A 19,998-nucleotide genomic window follows, 5' to 3' on the forward strand; every position below is an offset into this window, starting at 1 on the left:
ACAGGCGCGAAGGATAACCGGAAATCCTTCGCGCCTCTATTGCGCACTCCAGCCAGGCAAGGCGGCTCGTCAAACGCCCAGGCGGGTAAGTTGCTCGGCGGTATCCGTCGCACCCATGGTTTGCGCGGCCATCAAGGGCGTTACACCCTTGGCGTCCTGGATGTGGGGATTGGCTCCTTGGGAAATCAGATAATCGACGATAGCCGTTCGATTGAACATTGCCGCCATCATCAGCGCTGTCCGACCGTCAACTGACGCACCTTCCACCTCTGCCCCGCCTTCGACCAAGAGCTTCACCACGTCGAGGTCACCTTTGAAGGCCGCGCCGGCAATCGGGCTCTGACCGTTGTCATTGCGTATTTCCGGATCGGCTTTGTGTTTGAGCAGCACTTTCACCGCATCTTGATGCCCGTGATACGCAGCCAGCATCAGCAGCGTGTCGCCTTTATGGTTACGCAAATTCGGGGTCAGGCCGCTTTCCAACAGACGGTCCAGCATGTGGGCATCGCCCGCCCGCGCGCGGTCGAACACCTGCTCGGCAAATTCGAGGGCTTCTTCGTCGGACATGCGTGTAGCGGTATCCGGCGTTTTCGAGGTGTCAGACATTTTCGTTACTCCTAAAGCACGCCTGATTGGCATCCATGGTGGGCTGCGCGACTCCAGGCTCTGCCTGAAAAGCCTTGATACTCGGTGATGCTGCGTTAAAAAACGCCTCGGAATGCTCGTTTACAACCCTTAAACTCCGCTTCCTCGGCGGTTTTCGCCTTGCCTGACCTTCGTCTCAAGACTTTTCACACAGAGCCAAAGTCAGCGCGAGTGTGAAGTGTTGGCAAATTCGCATAATTCGTCCCCATTCAGCCAGCAAAGTTTCCCCATCAACCCGATAGAAAAGCCAAAGATCCACGTTCTGGAAAATTGCGGACACACCGTGAAATAAATCCCAAGGATCGCTGTCTCATCCTTCAACAGCTTCAATGTCGGCCCCCTCCTCCTTCCCTTCGGCTGATCTCCGCTCCGGCAAAATGCAGTACCCCGAAGAGGCATTCATGCAAAATGCACGAAATCAAAAAAGCAGAAATTTTATAACTGCCTGATTTTAAAGATATTTATTTCTCACCTCAGACTGGCACAGTCACTGCACTAGTACTTCCAAGCTTGTAATCACTGAGCAATGGAGCCGCTAGACATGACTTTCATCCAAGAAAAATTCGCTTCCGTATTTTCCGACTACGAAGTCACCACCCAGCCGCGCCCTGACGGTGGCGTACTGCTGACACTGCGCAACGGCGAAGGCAAATCCGTGCGTCGCTCGGTTTCTTACGCTCAGCTTCATACGCCGGTGCAGCTGGAATGGGTCATCAGCGCCATTCGCCGCGATCTGGCGGCTCAGGCAAGCGAATTGCCCGCCATTTCAATGTTGCAAAGTCAGCACCGGTTCGATTTGCCGACCTACCACACTCGCTGAATCAGCGTACTGGCTCCGCGGGATGTACGCCTGACACGCCTCGCCGCTCGCCCGCATGATCCCGCGCATCTGATTCTGAGAACCGCGATCGCCTGATGGCCATCGCGGTTTTTCTTTCCCTCGTCGCCTGCCTGGCACCCTCACGGGAAGGCCATCCGTTATCGGATAATTCCTCGACAGAGCGCCTCACCGACAGCCTGAGCGCGATTGGTCACCCCCAGCTTGGCGTAGATACTTTTGAAATGGTGCTTCACCGTTGCTTCCGACACTTCCTTGATCAAAGCGATTTCCCAAGCCGTCTTTCCCTCCCGAGCCCATTTGAGAATCTCGAGCTCCTTGGGAGTAAGTGCGCGGGTCTGAAATTCCCGGCCCTTTCCGGCGACATGCAGCATGGGGACCAGGCTGGTCAGCAGGTAGCGATCATTGTGACTCAATGGACGCTGCATGCCGTTGAGCGAACAGACGGTCACGACACCCCGGTTGGCCCGGTTTTCACTGCTGTATCCATAAGAAACTGCGGGCAACAGCGCGCAATCCTGCACGGCCGCGATGTAAGCTGACGAAGGTGGGTAATGTTGAAAAGCGTCCTCCCAGTTCAGAAAACCCAGCGTCTGGCGATAACAGCGGACCACCGGGTCTTCGATCATCAACCGCCCTTGCGCGTACAGCTCTCTCCAGTAGCTGTCCACGTTGGACGTGATGCAACTGAGTAATGTGCCCTCACGGTACTGGTAAAGCATGGCGCGCTCACAGCGGCATTCCTGCCTCAACCACTCCAACGCATTTTCGATCGCGGAACTGCCATCCTGATCGGTGATGCTGCTCACCATGTGTTCGATCAACGGGCTCAGCGTCCCTGTCTGTACGTTTTTCATCTTCCCCTCCGTTTAAAACGTCCTGTGCCGTCCCTGATTGCCCTTTTAGAGTTGTAAAAATTACGGTTTCCGTTGACCCACTGCGCAAATGGTCACGTTCAAGCCTCTGTTCAGAAACCGCCAGGGTCCGACAGGCGAAGGGTTACACAGTCTGAGCGGGTTAAACACAAGGGGAAAAACAAACAGGCATGCCTGACTAGGAAACAGGCCACTTCCCACAAAATTACCAAAACGTGCTTACATTTTTGCCTTTTATGAAACAAAACGGCCCCTGCCGAAGCAGGAGCCGTCTGAGGTAAAAGCAGCTCAACGAGCGGTGGAAAGGGGCGCCAACCTGTCCCTCAATCGTCGAGCCCAGGAAATGCCTCGGCAATAGAATCGCCGGTCACAACCATTTGCCGTCCGCTCTCATCCTTGAATAGCCGAATGGCGACGAACCGTGGATGGTCCCCCAGGTCCAGCCACCGACGGGTGCCGGCGGGAACCGCGATCAGGTCGTTTTTCTCGCAGAGCACGGAATAGACGAAGTCGCCGACGCGCAACGACAACAGCCCGCGCCCGGCTACCACCACGCGCAAATCGTCCGCACTGTGCTGATGTTCGGCGCGCCAGCTCCCGCGTTGCGTGGCCTCGTCGACAAGGATGACCTCAACTCCGGCATGACCCTGCTGGGTCATCAGTTGATCGATCTGGGCGCGGCAGGCATCCAGCACGTCCTCCGGGCTCGCACCCGTGTTGATCGTGGCGTTCAACGCCAGACGATCGAAGAGGATGCCCTGCTCGCGGAGCGTCGAGGCAATATCCTCCGGATGGGTCAGGACTTTGTCGGGCAACCCAGGGGATGCAACGTGATTGACGAAAAGGATGCTCATTTGCAGGGGTTCCTTGATGCAGTCGACGTTCGCCGAGCCAGGCTCGGCCAGACGCAGGATGAGTCAGACGAACGGATTCTGTCACAGCACAGGCGGCACATTCAGGGCTCTTTTCGCATGCGGGTAAACGCCAGCAGCGCCGCAATCAGGGCGATCAGGCTGGCCATGGCGAATGTGCCGCGAGCGCCAAGCGCATTCCAGGCATAGCCGGAAAACAAGGCCCCCAGCGCGCCACCCGTGCCGGACAATGCCGCGTATAGGGCTTGCCCCTGCCCTTGCTGGCGCGCACCGAAGCTGCGCTGCACAAACTGGATCGCCGACGCGTGAAAGCTGCCGAAGGTGGCCGCGTGCAAGGATTGCGCGACGATCAGCATCGGCAGTTGGTCCGCAAAGCTTCCCAGCAGCAACCAGCGCAAAGCGGCCAGGGAAAAACTGGCAATCAACACCTGACGGATACTGAAGTGTTTCAGGACGCGGCTCATCGCCAGAAACATCAGCACCTCAGCGAGCACTCCCACGGCCCACACAAGGCCAATAACGCCGCGGCTGTAGCCCAAATGTTCCAGGTGCAAGGTCAGAAAGGTGTAGTACGGGCCGTGACTGAGCTGCATCAACGCCACACAGGCGTAAAACGTCAGCACGCCTGGGCTGAGCAATCGCGCCAGCAATCCCGCCTCCGCCACAGGCTGACTGCTCGTCGCAGGCGGTGTGTTGGGCACCCAACTGCTGCTGATCACGACCACGGTCATGATCAGCAGCAAGGTTTGCGGATAGACATCCAGACTGAGCCAATCTAACAGGCGCCCCAGCCCCACCACCGTCAGCATGAAGCCGATCGACCCCCACAGACGGATCTGGCTGTAACGGGCCGTCTGCCCCTGCAGATGGGCGAGCGTGATGACTTCGAATTGCGGCAGCACTGCATGCCAAAAGAACGCGTACGATGCCATGACCATTGCCAGCCAGGCGTAGGAGGTGTCGACCAGAATCAGTGACAAACAGCCGAGGGTGCAGACCGCCCCGAGGCGCATGATCGCCAGACGCTGGCCCGTGTAATCCCCCAGCCAGCCCCAGACATTCGGCGCGATACAGCGCATCAACATGGGAATGGCCACGAGCTCGCCAATCCGCGCGCTGGAAAAGCCCAAGTGGTGAAAATACAGCGCCAGGAACGGCACCGTCGAACCGAGCAAGGCGAAGTAGAAAAGATAGAAACTCGACAGTCGCCAATAAGGAAGCGCGGCCACCGTCAAGCGCCCGTGGCGGCCGCGCCGCAGACCGGCATTACAGTTGGCCCAGAACCGGTGTCGTGACGCGCACGTCCTGGTTTTGCCCCCGGTGGCGCATCAGGTGATCAAGCAACACAATGGCCATCATCGCTTCGGCAATCGGTGTGGCACGGATGCCGACGCAGGGGTCATGGCGGCCCTTGGTAACCATGTCCAGCGCCTGGCCGTTCACGTCGATCGAACGGCCGGGCACGGTGATACTGGATGTCGGCTTCAAAGCCAGGTGCGCGATGATTGGCTGGCCCGAAGAGATGCCACCGAGGATGCCGCCGGCGTTGTTCGAAAGGAACCCTTCAGGGGTCAATTCGTCTCGGTGCTCGGTGCCCCGCTGGGCGATGCTGTCGAAACCTGCGCCGATCTCGATGCCCTTGACCGCGTTGATGCTCATTAAGGCGTGGGCCAGTTCAGCATCCAGACGGTCGAAGATCGGCTCGCCCAGGCCAGGCATGACGCCTTCGGCCACCACGGTGATCTTCGCGCCGACCGAGTCCTGATCCCGGCGCAGTTGGTCCATGTAGGCTTCCAGTTCCGGGACCTTGTCCGGATCCGGACTGAAAAAGGCGTTCTGCTCGACCGAATCCCAGGTTTTGAAAGGGATTTCGATCGGCCCTAGTTGACTCATGTAGCCACGCACGGTGATGCCTTGCGTCAGCAGGTATTTCTTGGCGATGGCGCCAGCGGCCACGCGCATGGCGGTTTCCCGCGCCGAACTGCGGCCACCGCCGCGGTAATCACGCACGCCGTACTTATGGTGGTAGGTGTAATCGGCGTGGGCAGGCCGGAACAGGTCCTTGATCTGCGAATAATCCTTGGATTTCTGGTCGGTGTTGCGGATCAGCAGCCCGATGGACGTCCCGGTGGTCCTGCCTTCGAAAACACCGGACAGGATTTCGACCTCGTCGGCCTCCTGGCGCTGAGTGGTGTGGCGGCTGGTACCCGGTTTGCGACGGTCCAGATCCCGCTGCAGGTCTTCCACCGACAGCTCGACACCTGGCGGGCAGCCATCGACGATGGCGACCAGCGCCGGACCATGGCTTTCGCCAGCGGTGGTGACCGAGAACAGCTTGCCGAAGGTATTGCCGGACATGCGGGAGGCTCCGAAAAAACGACCAAAATCACGAGGGCGCCAGTATACGCAGGCTGAACGCGCAGTTCACCCTCGAACCTTATGCAAATAGTCGCGTCCAATTGACACTTTCTTGACGATGGCCTTGCGATGCTACGTGGTATGTCCCTGATTCGCGGCTTGCTGCCGCTGCGAGTAATCGCTTTGACCCTCACTTTACTCTCTTCCATTGCTCACGCCGGGACGCCGGTGGTGCTGCAACGCCCGATCTCGCTGGAGACCGGCAGCGGCGAGCTTTTCGGCACGTTGCTGTTGCCCAAGTCCACCCAACCGGTGCCGGTGGTGTTGATCATCGCCGGTTCCGGCCCTACCGACCGGGACGGCAACAATTCCGATGGGGGGCGCAACGACAGCCTCAAGCGACTGGCGCTGATTCTGGCCCGTCACAACATCGCCAGCGTTCGCTACGACAAACGGGGCGTAGCTGCCAGCCGCCCCGCCACACCCGATGAACGCGACCTGAGCATCGACAAATACGTCGACGACGCAGTCGCCTGGGCTGCGAAACTGAAAGCCGATCCACGCCTGGGCCAGTTGATTCTGATGGGCCACAGCGAGGGCGCGCTGGTCGCCACACTGGCGGCAGAGCGCGCAGGCGCCACGGCATTGATTTCCGTCGCCGGCACGGGCCGTCCGGTGGATCAGGTGGTGCGCGAACAATTGCAGTACCGACTGCCCCCACCCCTGCTGGCGCGCAGCGAGGCATTGATCGAGGCCATCAAGGCGGGCAAGACCGACGACGACGTCCCCGAGCCCTTGCAGGTGGTGTTTCGCCCGAGTGTGCAGCCCTACCTGATTTCACTGTTTCGGCAAAAACCTGCCGAGGCGTTCGGTCGGTTGCGCATCCCGACACTCATCGTGCAGGGCCGCAACGACATGCAGGTCGGGGTGGGTGACGCCGAGTTGCTGCACAAGGCCAAGCCCGATTCGCAACTGGCGATCATCGACGGCATGAACCATGTGTTGCGTATCGTGCCGATGGACATGAAGCGCCAGTTGGCTTCCTATAAGGATCCGCAACTGCCGCTGGCCAGCGAACTGACTGACCGGATCCTGAAATTCATCGGTTCGCTGCCTGCCACCTGAACACATCAGCGAGCCGCGATGGGCTTTCTCTTCAGTTTTGCTGTAAACGGCCGATATCGAAAGGCTGGCAGTGTGTTTGCCAGGCCATGTGGACATCAGGATCGCCGTCATGACAGAAGCTACAACGCAGGCCGAAATGGCCGCCCCGACTGAAGGACAAGACGGAGAAGTCGCCTCCCCGGTGTTGTGGGAAGAGGTCCAGGCCGAGCACTTTTCGATGCTGCGCCTGGCGCCCCTGCCGACCGACCGCGCAACGGGTGGTCGCCCGCTGCGCTTCGTGGAATTCGGCCGTGCCGAACGCCATAACCGGGAGTTCAGCCTGCTGCGCATGAGCTATCACCTGCCCGGGCAGAAGACCCGCAAGGAACAGAATCGATTGGACATCTGGGTTGACCACACGCTGAAGACGGTGCGGGTGGGCCCTGAATCCGGTTTGCAGATCGAACCCTGGAACCGAGGATTGGGGCGCTTCATGCTGGCCCAGGGAGTCCATTGGGCGCAGAAGCGCTGGTCCGAATACCGCATCGAAGGCACGGCGCTGGCGAACAAGGACGCGCTGAACGAGGACACGCGCCAACGCCGGGATCACTTCCTTAAAAAACAAGGCTTCGAAGTGGCTTATGCTGACCCTCAACACCTCAAGGGCAGCATCAAGGACGCCAAGGTCGGCAACCTCAACAACACCTGGAACGCCGACAAGGTGCAGATCGTCGAGATCCTCGAGGCCGCGCACATGTTGCAGCAGGCTGAACAGCGAATTCTCGAACAGGAAGTGGAGATCAAGAAAGCCGAGGAAAAGGTCAACAAGTACCGCCGCGATGACAGCGGGCTGCGTTTCACCATCGCCTGCCTGGTGACCTTTGCGGTGTTTCAGGCCGGGTTACTGATCTGGATTGCGACGCACCGATAAGACCGCCACCCACAGATCGGCCGGTCTGCGTTTTTTTGCGCACCGGCTGGTGCAGTGACACTTGCGCGATCACTCGCGCAAGTACCCCTACCCGGTCATCAGGAAAAGTCAGACGCGCGCTGCAAACAACGCCTGATGAACCCGGCACTGTTCCGCCGTGAGCATGAACACACCATGCCCACCCCGCTGGAACTCCAGCCAGGCGAAATCCACTTCCGGGTACAGCGCTTCGACATGGACCTGACTGTTCCCCACTTCGACGATCAGAAGCCCCTTCTCGGTCAGGTGATCGGCAGCCTGGGCCAGCATGCGCCGGACCAGGTTCAATCCGTCGGCGCCACAGGCCAGCGCCAATTCAGGCTCGTGCTGGTATTCGTCGGGCATGTCGGCGAAGTCTTCAGCGTCCACGTAGGGCGGGTTGGACACGATCAGATCGAAACGCTGCCCCGGCAACCCGTCGAAGCCATCGCCCTGGACGGTGTAAACGCGCTCTTCGAGGCCGTGGCGCTCGATGTTGCGGTTCGCGACCTCCAGCGCGTCGAACGACAGGTCGGCCAGCGCCACCTCTGCGTCCGGGAACACGTCGGCGCAGGCGATGCCGATACAGCCGGAGCCGGTGCAGAGGTCAAGGATGCGAGCAGGGTCATGGGCCAACCAGGGTTCGAAGCGGCTCTCGATCAACTCGCCAATCGGGGACCGGGGAATCAGCACGCGCGGGTCAACGATAAAGGACATGCCGCAGAACCACGCTTCGCCTAACAGGTAGGCCGTGGGAATACGTTCTTCGACGCGGCGCTTGATCAAGCGCTGGAGATTGACCAGTTCGTCGTCTTCCAGATTGCAATCCAGGTAACTGTCGGAAATCTCCCAAGGCAGGTGCAGGGCACCCAGCACCAGTTGACGGGCTTCGTCCCAGGCGTTGTCCGTACCGTGACCGTAGAACAGGTCTTCCCCGTGAAAGCGACTGACGGCCCAACGGATATGATCGCGCAGGGTGCGCAGGCGGGAAGTGATCACAGCAGACTCCTTGAAAAAACGACGGGCGATTCTAACAGCCCTCACCTCAACAAACGATGCCCGCGCCAGACCCAGTGGCAGCCTGGAAAACTTTCCTCGGCGTTTTCGGCGTTTTGCAGGCAATATGATGGTAAACCGCGACCTGCTCGACGGCTTTACGCCCGGCGCAAAAGCGATGCCTGTGCGCATTGAGATTCACAGAATCGCTCTGCCAGTGGACAATGTGGCAAAAGCCCCACTCGAAGGAGCCCCAGATGTCTGTTTCAAACACCGGTCCCAAGACCATGTTTCAACTCAGTGGCCGTGAGTACGCAGCGGCCACTTTGAGTAATGCCACGCTGATCATCATCGATGCACAAAAGGAATACTTGAGCGGCCCGTTGGCGCTGACCGGTGTCCAGGCGGCGATCGACAACATCGTCAAGCTGGTGGCCGCCGCACGTGCCGCCAAGTCGCCGATCGTCCACGTCCGCCACCTCGGCACAGTGGGCGGCATGTTCGACCCGCAGGGCGAACGCGGCAAATTCGTCCCTGAACTGCTCCCGCAGGGCGACGAATACGTCATCGAAAAACGGTTGCCCAATGCCCTGAACGGCACACTGGCCACTGACGACCGCAAGACCCTGCACAAGCTGCTCGAAGATTTGGGACGTCTGGACCTGGTGGTCTGCGGGTTCATGAGCCATTCCAGCGTCAGCACCACCGTCAGGGCGACCAAGGACTACGGTTTCCGCTGCACTCTGGTCGAAGATGCCTGTGCCACCCGCGACCTGCCGACCCCTACCGGCGTGATCAAGGCCGAACGGGTGCAACAGGCGGAGATGGCCATCATGAATGACAACTTCGCCAAACTGGCGCTGACCAAAAACCTGATCTGAAGCATCGCCCTCTCAGGAACTGGCCATGTAGGACCTAGCGCATTGTTTGCGCCTCGGACATGATTTTCCGACAGTTCCTGAAGAAAAAGCGTACAAATAAAGTCCCGCGCGAATGTGACCCCTTTCACATAACCGCTTATCCATAAAACGCCCCAGTTCGCCACGAAGCGCCCGCCTGATGGGAACCACACCGGCCTACGCCGGTCAGAGCGCCGATACCCCTGGAGGAAATCGGAATGAAGATATCCGATGGTTTCGATGCCCGTCGCTTGCGCCCCAAAGGCCAGCGTAGCTGGCGTGCGCGCATTGGTGCGGCGATCTCGGCGTTACTGGCCACGCTTGGCATACTGCTGGCGATGGCGGCCGTTGCGAGCCTGATCGGCCACCCGCCCGCACTGGGTGACCTGAACGCCAGCCCCGCTGGCGCAGTGGTCACGCTCGTCTTTGGCCTGTTGTTGCTGTACTTCGGCGTCTGGCTATGGCGCCGCAGTCGCCTGCGCCGCCGTCGTGCGGGCGAGCTGAGTATGTCGGCGCACCTGATGAAGAAACACGATTGACCTCCTTCCCTACGTCCCGCTTGGCCGTCAAATCGCTTCACGTCGCGCCGCAAGCGGCATGACTTGGTTACACTGGCGGCCTTCGCGGAGACCGACATGCAAGACGACGACTTTTCCCTGTTCAGAAACGAGATCCGTGGCGTCAAGCCGATCAAGACTGAACAGGCCGATGTAGGCAAACCCAAAACCGACCGTAAGCATCTGGCCCGACTGCGGCAGGCCGCAACGGTGCGCTCGGATGCCACGATTACCGTGGACGGCCTGTCCGATCAGTTCGTGATCGACGTCGGCCCTGAAGACACCCTGTACTGGGCCCGCGATGGGGTCCAGGAAGGCCAGATGCGCAAGCTCAAGCTGGGTCAGATCGGCTTCGAAGGCAGCCTCGACCTGCACGGCATGAGCGTGGAACTGGCACGGGAGACCCTGTGGGCGTTCCTCGCCGAAGCGACGAAGCTGGAAATTCGCTGTGTTCGGGTCACCCATGGCAAGGCAGTGCGTCTGGATGGCAAACGCCCGATGATCAAGAGCCACGTCAACACTTGGTTGCGTCAGCATCAACAGGTGTTGGGTTTCACCTCCTGCATCGCTCGGCACGGCGGTGCAGGCGCGGTATACGTGATGCTCAAGCGCACCATGATGGAAGGACGGGATGAATAAGGCCGCGTCACGTGCCCGCTATACTGGGGACGGTTAACCGTGGCGCTACTGATGAGACTGAATGTGAAAGGCCGCGACGAGGGATCCCTCCAGTCGCGGCCTTTTCGGTTCATCCAGACTCAGCGATGGTAGTAGCCCGGTCCCGGGCCGCCGTCAAAGTAGCGATGGTCGTGCCATCCGCCACCACGATGCCCCCATCCGGGTCCGAAGAAACATCCCGAAACCGACGACGTCAGGGCGATCACCAGTGCGATTTTCGCAATTCGGCTCAACATAGACTCACTCTCTTCATCCGGGCATTTGTTACCCATTCAATCAGACAGCGCACGGACACATTTCGACATACGCACTCGGTAAAGGTTAGGTAAAGGTCACCTGACACGGGAGACGGCGGCGAGGTGCCGCAGGTTTGTCGATCGCCCGCCTTACCCCAGACCGCCCTGCTAGGCTACTATGTGCGCCTTTGCAGGCCCTCCAGCCCGCGCTTTTTTTGAACCCACACGGAACACAACCCTGTGACACTGGAACAGAATTACTCCGCGATCCTCGGCCAACTGGGCGAAGACATCTCCCGCGAAGGCCTGCTCGACACGCCCAAGCGTGCGGCGAAAGCCATGCAGTACCTTTGCCGCGGCTATCAGCAAACCCTCGAAGAAGTCACCAACGGCGCGCTGTTCAGCTCCGACAACAGCGAAATGGTGCTGGTCAAGGATATCGAGCTGTATTCGCTGTGTGAACACCATCTGCTGCCCTTCATTGGCAAGGCCCATGTGGCGTACATCCCGAGTGGCAAGGTACTGGGGCTGTCCAAGGTGGCGCGCATCGTCGACATGTTCGCTCGTCGCCTGCAGATCCAGGAAAATCTCAGCCGTCAGATTGCCGAAGCCGTGCAACAGGTCACGGGTGCCTTGGGCGTCGCGGTGGTCATCGAAGCCAAGCACATGTGCATGATGATGCGCGGCGTGGAGAAGCAGAATTCATCGATGATCACTTCGGTGATGCTGGGTGAGTTCCGCGAAAATGCCGCGACACGCACCGAGTTTCTCAGCCTGATCAAGTGATCCGGTCATTCTGAAGCGCCGTAACGGTCGTTGCGGTCGCGAGGTTTCGAACATGTTGATGAAGGCATTGCGGGTAAGCCTGGGCCAGGCGGTCATTCTGGTCGATTTTTTGACCCGCCCCCGCAAGAAAAAGCGCTCCCCCCAGGCCCAGGCGGCAGTCGATGCCGCTGCCAAGGGGCTGACGCTGTATCAGTTCCACGCCTGCCCATTCTGCGTGAAGACCCGCCGCACGCTGCGTCGGCTGAACGTACCGGTCGCGTTGCGCGATGCGAAGAACAACCCATTGGATCGCCAGGCTCTACTCAACAACGGTGGCAAGATCAAAGTACCGTGCCTGCGCATCGAAGATGGCGGTCAGACGGTCTGGATGTACGAGTCAAAGGCCATCATCGCTTACCTCGACCAACGCTTTTCAGCGGTCTGATGGTGTTCCCTTTCAGTAGCCTCGACGACGGAGCTTGATCGGCGCTCGAGCATTAGCGAATATGTATACAATAAAAACAACTATTGAATACATATATGCGCTCTTCCCCTGCCATCGCGTCCCATTGTCCTGACTGGGCAGAAGCCCTGTTGAACGGTTTCAGCCAGGTTCTGCTGCAGCGCAGCCCCTTCTGTGGGCTCATGTGCCTGTTGGCTATCTTCATCAGCGCCCCCGCTTCGCTTGGCAGTGCTTTGCTGGGAGCAGTCACCGGTTTGCTGACGGCGCAGCGTCGCGGGTATTCAAAGGCCGCACGGCAATCCGGCTTGTACAGTTACAACGGCGTTTTATTGGGACTGCTGATTGGCCATCGGTTCGAAGGGTCGCCCCTGTTGCCGCTGTTGATCATTGCCGCTTCAGGGCTGAGCGCCATGCTGATTCACGCTTGGTTCGAGCTAGCACCACGAGCATCGTGCCTGAAGGCCTACACTGCGCCTTTCGTTCTGTTCAGTTGGGTGTTGCTGACCTGTGCCCCAACCGCCCCCGGGCTGGCGCCGGCTGATCGGGACCTGCTTGAAGCGCTGCCCGTGGGACTGGGTCAGGTGTTTCTGCTCGATCATCCTGTGGCGGGCATCCTGATCGGGGTCGGGCTGTGCGCGGCCAACCGAACCGCCGCGTTGTGGGCAATCGTGGGTTGCGCCAGCGGCATCGCCTCTGCCCTCATGCAGCAGGAGCGCGACGTCGCCTTGCTGGGGCTGTCAGCTTACAACCCCGCATTGGCCGCACTGGCGTTCAGTCATGTCCGGGACAAGCCTTGGCTGCCTGCAATTGCCATCGTCCTGGCGATCCTGCTGCAGCCGGGCTTTTCCGGATTGGGACTGGCGACGCTGACCGCGCCGTTCGTTTTGGCGTGCTGGCTGGTGCAAGCCGGCAGTCGCGTGCTGCAACGATCGATCAACGATCTTCGGTTGCACGGCTGAGGCATTTGTAACAGGCTCTGCCCACCCCGTTTTCGGAACTGCCCCTATGGACCGCAACCCTCCGTGGCGCGAGCAATTGCGCATCATCGTCTTTCAGACCGACACCCCGGCCGGTCGCCGCTTCGACAAGATTCTGCTGCTGGTCATCCTCAGCAGCCTGCTGGTGGTGATGCTCGACAGCATAGAAGCCGTGCACCGCGACTACGCCAGGCTGCTGGCGAACATCGAATGGGGGTTCACCTTTGTGTTTCTGGTCGAGTACGTGCTGCGCCTGTACTGCTCGCCACGGCCGTTGAAGTATGCCTTCAGCTTTTACGGATTGATCGACCTGCTGGCCATCGTCCCCGGCATTCTCGCGATTTACTACAGCGATGCCCAATACCTGCTGATCGTGCGCGTGGTGCGCATGTTGCGGATCTTTCGTGTGCTGAAACTCAGCCCCTACCTCAAGCAGGCCCATTACCTGCTCGAAGCGCTGCGAGGCAGCAAGCAGAAGATCATCGTGTTTTTGGTCACCGTCTCGACGCTGGTGACAGTGTTCGGCACCCTCATGTACGTCATCGAAGGCCCGGAGCATGGCTTCACCAGCATACCCAAAGGCATCTATTGGGCAATCGTGACCCTGACCACGGTAGGTTTCGGTGACATCGTCCCGAAAACGCCCATTGGCCAAATGCTCTCATCGCTGGTGATGATCATTGGCTACTCGATCATTGCGGTGCCGACCGGCATTTTCACCGCCGAGCTGGCCAACGCCATGCGCGGCGAACAGTTGCAACACGATTGCCCCGTCTGCGCCAAGAACACCCACGAGCAGAGCGCCGCGTTCTGTTCCCGGTGCGGTCACGCGCTGTTTCCAAGGGGAGACGGTGTGACGCCAGCATCTCCTAAGCAAAAGGCATAAGCATCAGCGATTTTGGTCTAGGGTCGCTGATGAGGATTTCGTTATAGTCACGGCCATTAGCCATCGTTTTTTTTCATAAGAATAAATCTCTCACACGACAAAGGAATCTGCAGTGAACAAACTCTTCGCCGCTTCACTTCTGGCTGCGGGCATGGCGTTCGGCAGCGCTGCGCAGGCCGCGCCCGAACTGATGAACGTTTCGTACGACGTCATGCGCGATTTCTACAAGGACTATAACGCCGCATTCCAGAAGCACTGGCAGGCCGAGCACAAAGAAGACGTGACACTGAAGATGTCATTTGGCGGCTCCAGCAAACAGGCGCGCTCGGTCATCGATGGCCTGCCCGCCGATGTGATCACCATGAACATGGCGACCGACATCAATGCCCTAGCGGATAACGGCGAGCTCGTGCCGAAGAACTGGGTCACCCGTCTGCCGAACAACAGCGCGCCGTTCACCTCGGCCACTGTGTTCATCGTGCGCAAAGGCAACCCAAAGGCGCTGAAGGATTGGCCGGATCTGATCAAGGACGGCGTGGAGGTGGTGGTGCCCAACCCGAAAACATCAGGCAACGGCCGCTACACCTACCTCTCGGCGTGGGGCTATACGCTGAAAAACGGGGGCGATGAAGCGGCGGCCAAGAAGTTCGTCGGCGAGCTGTTCAGCCATGTGCCGGTGCTCGACACAGGAGGCCGGGGCGCCACCACGACGTTCATGACCAACCACATCGGCGATGTATTGGTGACTTTCGAGAACGAAGCCGAGATGATTGCCCGGGAGTTCGGTCGCGATCAGTTCGAAGTCGTCTACCCGACCGTTTCCGCAGAGGCCGAGCCGCCAGTGAGCGTGGTGGATAAAGTGGTCGACAAAAAAGGCACGCGGGCCTTGGCCGAGGACTACCTGAAGTACCTGTGGTCGCCTGAAGGCCAGGAAATCGCTGCCGCCAACTACCTGCGTCCACGTGATCCGGCGGTGCTGGCCAAGTACACCGACCGTTTCCCGAAAGTCGATTTCCTGAACGTCGAGAAGACGTTCGGCGACTGGCGCACCGTGCAGAAAACCCATTTCATCGACGGCGGCGTATTCGACGAGATCTATCCGGCCAAATGAGCCACTGACCGAATGAAAAACGGCGACCTCTTCAGGTCGCCGTTTTTATTGCCCATCGTTCAGGAGGCTGCCTCCAAGAGGCATTCCCAGGACGAAGATCGCCGTCAATTGCCAAACTGCCGACTCAGCCCCGGCGGCACGCCGCTGGCATCGGTTTCCTGCCAAGGTCCGCTTGGCGAGGTCGACCAGCTCCAGCCGTTGTTCCAACGGTAATAGGTGCGCTGGCGATAGAAAGTATTGGGCACGTTATCCAGCACATGTACGCCCAATTTAGCGTCCCAATGGCTGTTGCCGCCGGGTGGCGGGGCGAAATGGGAGGAGGTTTTCGGTCCGGACGGGATCGGCACCGACGGTGGCGTCTGCGCAGGCGTGCGAGGCGTTCCGGGTTGGGGGGTGGGCGACGGAACGGGAAGCGTGCGAATAGGCTCCGAACTTTGCGGCCCCGGGCGCTGGACCGCACACGCGGCGCTCAGCGCCACAACCACACTCAACAAGGCAAATCGTGCGACGCGATACATAGTGCTTCTCTACTGTTCTGGACGATGTCTGGGCCTCGCGACCAAGCGCTACGGGCGCTATTGATCGGGGCTGTCGATGGTCAGGGCCTGTCGGGCCGTCACGTTGCTGGGCAGCGGCTGGCTGCGCCCGACCCACTCTCCCGAGGTGGGCTGGCCCGCCCTGGAGACCCGGGCCACGAGTTGGACTTCCGGAAAGTTGGACAGTTTCAGCTGCGGCATCATCGCGTCGGCGTCGGTCAGTTGCACCTCCACCGGCAGGTCCGCCACGGTGACCCGCTTGACCGCCAACGGCGCAGGGGGACCGGACACCGCGCGAGCGAAGACGAATACCGTGTCGCCGGGCTGGACCTTGTCTTTCAAGGCCTCCGCCAGGCTGACCCTTACACTCAAACGCGCTGCAGCGGCAGTGGCAGGCGCCGACGCTGGCGGCGTTTCACCCCGCTGCACAGCGCTCTCGCGGGCCCGTGCGATGCCCCCCTCAAGCGCGGCGCGGGAGGGGTCATCGGGCGGCAACGCGGCCAGCAGCCGTGTCCAGTAGTCCACCGCGTCCCGAAAATGCTGGCTTTCAAAGGCATTGATGCCCTTGAGGCCCAGGCTGGTCACTTCTTTGGGATCAAGCGTCAAGGCCTCATCGGCCAAGGTCTGAATTCGCGGCGTCCAGGCCTTGTTGCCTGCAAAATACAGCGCCTGGGCCCATTGCCCCAGCAACTCCGGTTGCCGCCCTGCCAGACCGACGGCGCGCTCGAACATGGCCGCGGCGTCAGCGGGGCGATCCTGCGCCATGTAGGTCCGGGCGAGGAAGTAAAGGCTCTCCGCTGAGTCCGGTTGAGCCTTGACCGCCCGCTCGAGCCGATCGGTCATCTGCGCCAGTGAAGCCGGTGGCTGAGCGAACTCGCGGGTCAATTCCACTTTGTCGGCAGCCCCAAAGTGCCAGTACAACGCGAGCCCAATGAGCGGCACTGACAATGCCGCGAGCACCGGCAACGGTTTGCCCAGGCGCGCTGTCCGCTCAGGAGCCGCGCCTTCGGTATCCGCCAGCAGCTCACGCGCTGCCTCCGCGCGCCCACTGTCCATCTGCGCGACCGACAGCACGCCTTCGGCCTGTTGCTGTTGCAACTCGGCCAGACGCTCCTGGTACAACGCGACGTTGAGGGCCGTACGGTCTTCTTCAGGCTGGGCGCGGCGACCACGCAGCAGGGGGATCAACAGAAAACTCAAGGCCACCAGCAACAGCAGGCTGACCGCTAGCCAGAAATCGATCATTCGGGTTTGTTATCCAACAGATGGGCGAGGCGCTGACGCTCCTCGTCGGAAAGCTCATGGGGACCTTCAGCGCGCTGGCGGCGACGCCGAGCGACGATCACGCCGATCAGCACCATCCCGCCCAGCAACAGGCCCGCGGGGCCGAACCAGAGCAACCAGGTATGGGCGTTGAGCTCAGGCTTGTAACGAACGAACTCCCCATAGCGGTCGACCATGAAGTCGATGATCTGCTGATTGCTCTGCCCCTCGCCCAGCATGCGATAGATCTCTTTACGCAGATCGGCGGCGATGGGCGCATTGGAGTCGGCGATGTCCTGGTTCTGGCACTTGGGGCAGCGCAGCTCGCGCGTCAGTTCGGTGTATCGGGCACGTTCGGCGTCGTCCTTGAAGGTGTAAGCGTCGATGGCGGCGTGGGCAGTGCCGACCCACCCGAGCACAACCCACAGCACGACACAGACTCGACTGCCGCAGCTATTCAGGAGGACCTGCATCAGCCGATTCATTGCGCGCCCTCGTCCACCAGCCCCTGATACAAGCCAGCGAGTTTTTCACGCCACACCGTGTCATCGATCACACCGACGTGCTTGTAGCGGATGATGCCGTTGCGGTCGATCAGGAAGGTCTCCGGCGCGCCATAGACGCCCAGGTTCAACCCCAGGCTCCCGGCTTCGTCGTTGATGTTCAGTTGGTACGGATCGTGAAAATCCTTGAGCCACTTCAGCGCATCGGCGTTTACGTCCTTGTAGTTGACGCCGTAGATCACCACGCCCTGTTGCGCCAGCCGGGTCAGCACAGGATGCTCGACACGGCAGGCCACGCACCAGGTGCCCCAGACGTTCACCAGGGCCGGTTTGCCCAGCAAGTTCGCCCGCGTCAGGGGTTGGCCGCCCTGCACCGCGGGCAGCGAAAACGCCGGAAACGGCTTGCCGATCAAGGCTGACGGCAGCTCCGAGGGGTCCAGATAAAGCCCCCTGTAAAGCACCCCCGCCAAGCCCAAAAACAGTAGCAGGGGAATCACCAACACCCAACGCTTCATACCGCAGCCCCCGACAGCCCCAACGCTTCGCGCACCTTCGCCCTCACTTTGACCCGATAGCGCTTGTCCAGCGCGGCCAGCACACCGCCCAGCGCCGTCATCAGGCCGCCGAACCAGATCCACCGCACGAAAGGTTTGACGTGCACCCGCACCGCCCAGGCGCCGTTGTCCAACGGTTCACCCAACGCAACGTAGAGATCACGGGTCAAGCCTGCGTCGATACCGGCTTCTGTCATCATCGAGCGCTGCACCGTATACAGGCGTTTTTCCGGGTGCAGGACGGTGACTTCCTTGCCAGCGTCCAGAACGCGGATCGTGCCCTGATCGGATGTGAAGTTCGGGCCTTGAAGGTGCCTGGCCCCTTCGAACACGAAGGTGTAACCGCCCAGCTCCACCGAATCTCCCGGCGCCAGGCGCAAATCCCGCTCCGCACTGCTTTGGCTCGACAGCACGACACCCAGCGCGACCACCGCGATGCCGAGGTGCGACAGCTGCATGCCCCAATAGCTGCGGGTCAAGCCCCGCATGCCCTTGAACAGCCCCCGGTGGCGGGTCTTGTCCAGCAGATCACGAATGCCGGCCAGCAATACCCAGGCCGCGAGGAAGAAGGTCGCCAGCACCGCCCAATGGAAATCGGCCATGGCAAGGCTGGCTACTCCCCCCAGCACCGCGCTGCCGATCAACACTGGCGTGAGCATGCCCAGCAGCCAGGCGAGCGGCGTGTCTTTCCAGCGAACCAGCACGCCGATTGCCATGACCAGCATCAACACGGCCATCAGCGGCACGAACAGGGCGTTGAAATACGGCGGACCGACGGACATCTTCGCCCCGCTCAAAGCGTCCAGCACCAGGGGGTACAGGGTGCCGAGCAGAATCATCGACGCCGCGACCACCAACACCAGATTGTTGCCGAGCAGCAGGGTTTCCCGTGACCACAGACCGAAACCCACATGACTTTTCACCACCGGCGCGCGAACCGCGAACAGGGTCAACGAACCACCCACCACCATCAGCAGGAACACCAGGATGAACACGCCGCGTGCCGGATCGGACGCGAAGGCGTGAACCGACGTCAGCACGCCCGAGCGCACCAGGAAGGTTCCCAAAAGGCTCAACGAAAAGGCGGCGATGGCGAGCAGCACGGTCCAGCTTTTGAACACGCCGCGCTTCTCCGTGACGGCCAGCGAGTGGATCAACGCGGTGCCGACCAGCCAGGGCATGAATGAGGCGTTTTCCACCGGGTCCCAGAACCACCAGCCTCCCCAACCCAGCTCGTAATAGGCCCACCAGGACCCCAAGGTGATGCCGATGCCGAGAAAGGCCCAGGCAACGATGGTCCATGGCCGCGACCAGCGGGCCCATGCGGCATCCAGCCGACCGCCGAGCAAGGCGGCGATGGCAAACGCAAAGGCCACCGAAAACCCGACGTAGCCCATGTAGAGCATTGGCGGATGGACGATCAGCCCAGGGTCCTGCAGCAGGGGGTTGAGGTCGCGGCCGTTCTGGGGCATCTGTGGCAGCAGGCGGTTGAACGGGTTGGAGGTGAGGATCAGAAACAGCAGAAAACCGGTGCTGATCATGCCCATCACGGCCAGCACGCGCGCCAGCATCACTTGTGGCAATTGGCGCGAAAACACCGACACGGCGAAAGTCCAGCCCCCCAGAATCAGTGCCCAAAGCAGCAACGACCCTTCATGGGCACCCCAGACAGCGCTGAACTTGTAATACCACGGCAAGGCGCTGTTGGAGTTCTCGGCGATGTAGGTCACCGAAAAATCATCGGCCATGAACGACCAGGTCAGACAGCCGAACGCAAACAGCAGGAACGTGAATTGGCCCCAGGCGGCGGGACGGGCCAGGCTCATCCACAGGCGATCGCCGCGCCAGGCGCCCAATAACGGCACCACGGCCTGCACCACGGCAAAACACAGGGCAAGGATCATCGCCAGATGACCGAGTTCGGGAATCATGG

The 19,998-nt window shown here is 60.5% G+C and carries 22 protein-coding genes; 11 read left to right on the top strand and 11 right to left on the bottom strand.

The window, feature by feature from the left end; translation table 11 throughout:
- Positions 1-69: 69 nt before the first annotated feature.
- A complete protein-coding gene (locus DBP26_RS22780) occupies positions 70-606 on the bottom strand; it encodes an ankyrin repeat domain-containing protein (RefSeq protein WP_108239857.1) in 537 nt (178 codons plus the stop codon).
- 580 nt (positions 607-1,186) lie between these two features.
- On the opposite strand from DBP26_RS22780, the gene DBP26_RS22785 reads away from it, so the two are divergent.
- The gene (locus tag DBP26_RS22785; RefSeq protein WP_108239858.1) at positions 1,187-1,465 is read left to right on the top strand and encodes a DUF3509 domain-containing protein; all 279 of its coding nucleotides are present in this window, start codon (positions 1,187-1,189) and stop codon (positions 1,463-1,465) included.
- A gap of 158 nt (positions 1,466-1,623) precedes the next feature.
- Here DBP26_RS22785 and DBP26_RS22790 read toward each other — a convergent pair whose 3' ends face one another.
- The 4 genes from DBP26_RS22790 to aroC form a co-directional block, all read right to left on the bottom strand.
- Positions 1,624-2,340, bottom strand: a complete 717-nt coding sequence (locus tag DBP26_RS22790; protein ID WP_108239859.1) for a LuxR family transcriptional regulator — start codon at positions 2,338-2,340, stop codon at positions 1,624-1,626.
- A 341-nt stretch (positions 2,341-2,681) separates the two neighbouring features.
- Positions 2,682-3,212 carry an acireductone dioxygenase gene (locus DBP26_RS22795; protein WP_108239860.1) on the bottom strand — a complete coding sequence of 177 codons (531 nt, stop codon included), beginning with the start codon at positions 3,210-3,212 and terminating at the stop codon, positions 2,682-2,684.
- Positions 3,213-3,313: 101 nt separating this feature from the next.
- Entirely contained in the window at positions 3,314-4,459 is a 1,146-nt protein-coding gene (locus tag DBP26_RS22800; protein WP_108239861.1) for an MFS transporter, read from the bottom strand.
- A gap of 37 nt (positions 4,460-4,496) precedes the next feature.
- Positions 4,497-5,588, bottom strand: a complete 1,092-nt coding sequence (gene aroC / locus DBP26_RS22805) for a chorismate synthase (RefSeq protein ID WP_108239862.1) — start codon at positions 5,586-5,588, stop codon at positions 4,497-4,499.
- Positions 5,589-5,717: 129 nt separating this feature from the next.
- Here aroC and DBP26_RS22810 point away from each other — a divergent pair, with 129 nt between their 5' ends.
- Positions 5,718-6,713, top strand: coding sequence for an alpha/beta fold hydrolase (locus DBP26_RS22810; protein WP_108239863.1), 996 nt, complete (start codon positions 5,718-5,720; stop codon positions 6,711-6,713).
- 136 nt (positions 6,714-6,849) lie between these two features.
- Entirely contained in the window at positions 6,850-7,623 is a 774-nt protein-coding gene (locus DBP26_RS22815) for a hypothetical protein (RefSeq protein ID WP_256602106.1), read from the top strand.
- A 108-nt stretch (positions 7,624-7,731) separates the two neighbouring features.
- Here DBP26_RS22815 and prmB read toward each other — a convergent pair whose 3' ends face one another.
- Complete coding sequence (gene prmB / locus DBP26_RS22820) at positions 7,732-8,640, bottom strand: 50S ribosomal protein L3 N(5)-glutamine methyltransferase (RefSeq protein WP_108239865.1); 909 nt, start codon at positions 8,638-8,640, stop codon at positions 7,732-7,734.
- A gap of 254 nt (positions 8,641-8,894) precedes the next feature.
- Here prmB and DBP26_RS22825 point away from each other — a divergent pair, with 254 nt between their 5' ends.
- The 8 genes from DBP26_RS22825 to DBP26_RS22860 all read left to right on the top strand — a co-directional run bounded on the left by DBP26_RS22825 (position 8,895) and on the right by DBP26_RS22860 (position 15,209).
- Positions 8,895-9,518 carry a cysteine hydrolase family protein gene (locus tag DBP26_RS22825; RefSeq protein ID WP_108239866.1) on the top strand — a complete coding sequence of 208 codons (624 nt, stop codon included), beginning with the start codon at positions 8,895-8,897 and terminating at the stop codon, positions 9,516-9,518.
- Positions 9,519-9,754: 236 nt separating this feature from the next.
- Positions 9,755-10,075, top strand: coding sequence for a hypothetical protein (locus DBP26_RS22830; RefSeq protein ID WP_108239867.1), 321 nt, complete (start codon positions 9,755-9,757; stop codon positions 10,073-10,075).
- Between the two features lie 96 nt (positions 10,076-10,171).
- The gene (locus tag DBP26_RS22835; protein WP_108239868.1) at positions 10,172-10,732 is read left to right on the top strand and encodes a Smr/MutS family protein; all 561 of its coding nucleotides are present in this window, start codon (positions 10,172-10,174) and stop codon (positions 10,730-10,732) included.
- Between the two features lie 515 nt (positions 10,733-11,247).
- Positions 11,248-11,793: a GTP cyclohydrolase I FolE gene (gene folE, locus DBP26_RS22840; protein WP_108239869.1), complete on the top strand. Its 546-nt coding sequence runs from the start codon at positions 11,248-11,250 to the stop codon at positions 11,791-11,793.
- Positions 11,794-11,845: 52 nt separating this feature from the next.
- Entirely contained in the window at positions 11,846-12,217 is a 372-nt protein-coding gene (locus DBP26_RS22845; RefSeq protein WP_177411117.1) for a glutathione S-transferase N-terminal domain-containing protein, read from the top strand.
- 95 nt (positions 12,218-12,312) lie between these two features.
- Positions 12,313-13,194: an urea transporter gene (locus tag DBP26_RS22850; protein ID WP_108239870.1), complete on the top strand. Its 882-nt coding sequence runs from the start codon at positions 12,313-12,315 to the stop codon at positions 13,192-13,194.
- A gap of 46 nt (positions 13,195-13,240) precedes the next feature.
- Positions 13,241-14,098, top strand: a complete 858-nt coding sequence (locus tag DBP26_RS22855) for an ion transporter (protein ID WP_108239871.1) — start codon at positions 13,241-13,243, stop codon at positions 14,096-14,098.
- A gap of 112 nt (positions 14,099-14,210) precedes the next feature.
- Entirely contained in the window at positions 14,211-15,209 is a 999-nt protein-coding gene (locus tag DBP26_RS22860; protein WP_108239872.1) for a sulfate ABC transporter substrate-binding protein, read from the top strand.
- A gap of 104 nt (positions 15,210-15,313) precedes the next feature.
- Here the strand turns inward: DBP26_RS22860 and DBP26_RS22865 are convergent, their stop codons facing one another.
- Genes DBP26_RS22865 through DBP26_RS22885 form a run of 5 tightly spaced genes read right to left on the bottom strand, consistent with a single transcriptional unit; the run spans position 15,314 to position 19,996 of the window.
- Entirely contained in the window at positions 15,314-15,727 is a 414-nt protein-coding gene (locus DBP26_RS22865; RefSeq protein WP_108239873.1) for a hypothetical protein, read from the bottom strand.
- Between the two features lie 57 nt (positions 15,728-15,784).
- The gene (gene ccmI, locus DBP26_RS22870) at positions 15,785-16,990 is read right to left on the bottom strand and encodes a c-type cytochrome biogenesis protein CcmI (RefSeq protein ID WP_108239874.1); all 1,206 of its coding nucleotides are present in this window, start codon (positions 16,988-16,990) and stop codon (positions 15,785-15,787) included.
- Positions 16,987-17,481: a cytochrome c-type biogenesis protein gene (locus DBP26_RS22875; RefSeq protein WP_108239889.1), complete on the bottom strand. Its 495-nt coding sequence runs from the start codon at positions 17,479-17,481 to the stop codon at positions 16,987-16,989. The genes ccmI and DBP26_RS22875 overlap by 4 nt, the downstream gene beginning before the upstream one ends.
- Before the next feature lie 8 nt (positions 17,482-17,489).
- On the bottom strand, positions 17,490-18,026 hold the full coding sequence (locus tag DBP26_RS22880; protein WP_108239875.1) for a DsbE family thiol:disulfide interchange protein: 537 nt from the start codon (positions 18,024-18,026) through the stop codon (positions 17,490-17,492).
- Entirely contained in the window at positions 18,023-19,996 is a 1,974-nt protein-coding gene (locus tag DBP26_RS22885; RefSeq protein WP_108239876.1) for a heme lyase CcmF/NrfE family subunit, read from the bottom strand. Before DBP26_RS22885 ends, DBP26_RS22880 begins: the two co-directional genes overlap by 4 nt.
- Positions 19,997-19,998 lie beyond the last annotated feature (2 nt).

Source organism: Pseudomonas sp. RIT409 (assembly GCF_003052515.2).
Lineage (GTDB): Bacteria > Pseudomonadota > Gammaproteobacteria > Pseudomonadales > Pseudomonadaceae > Aquipseudomonas.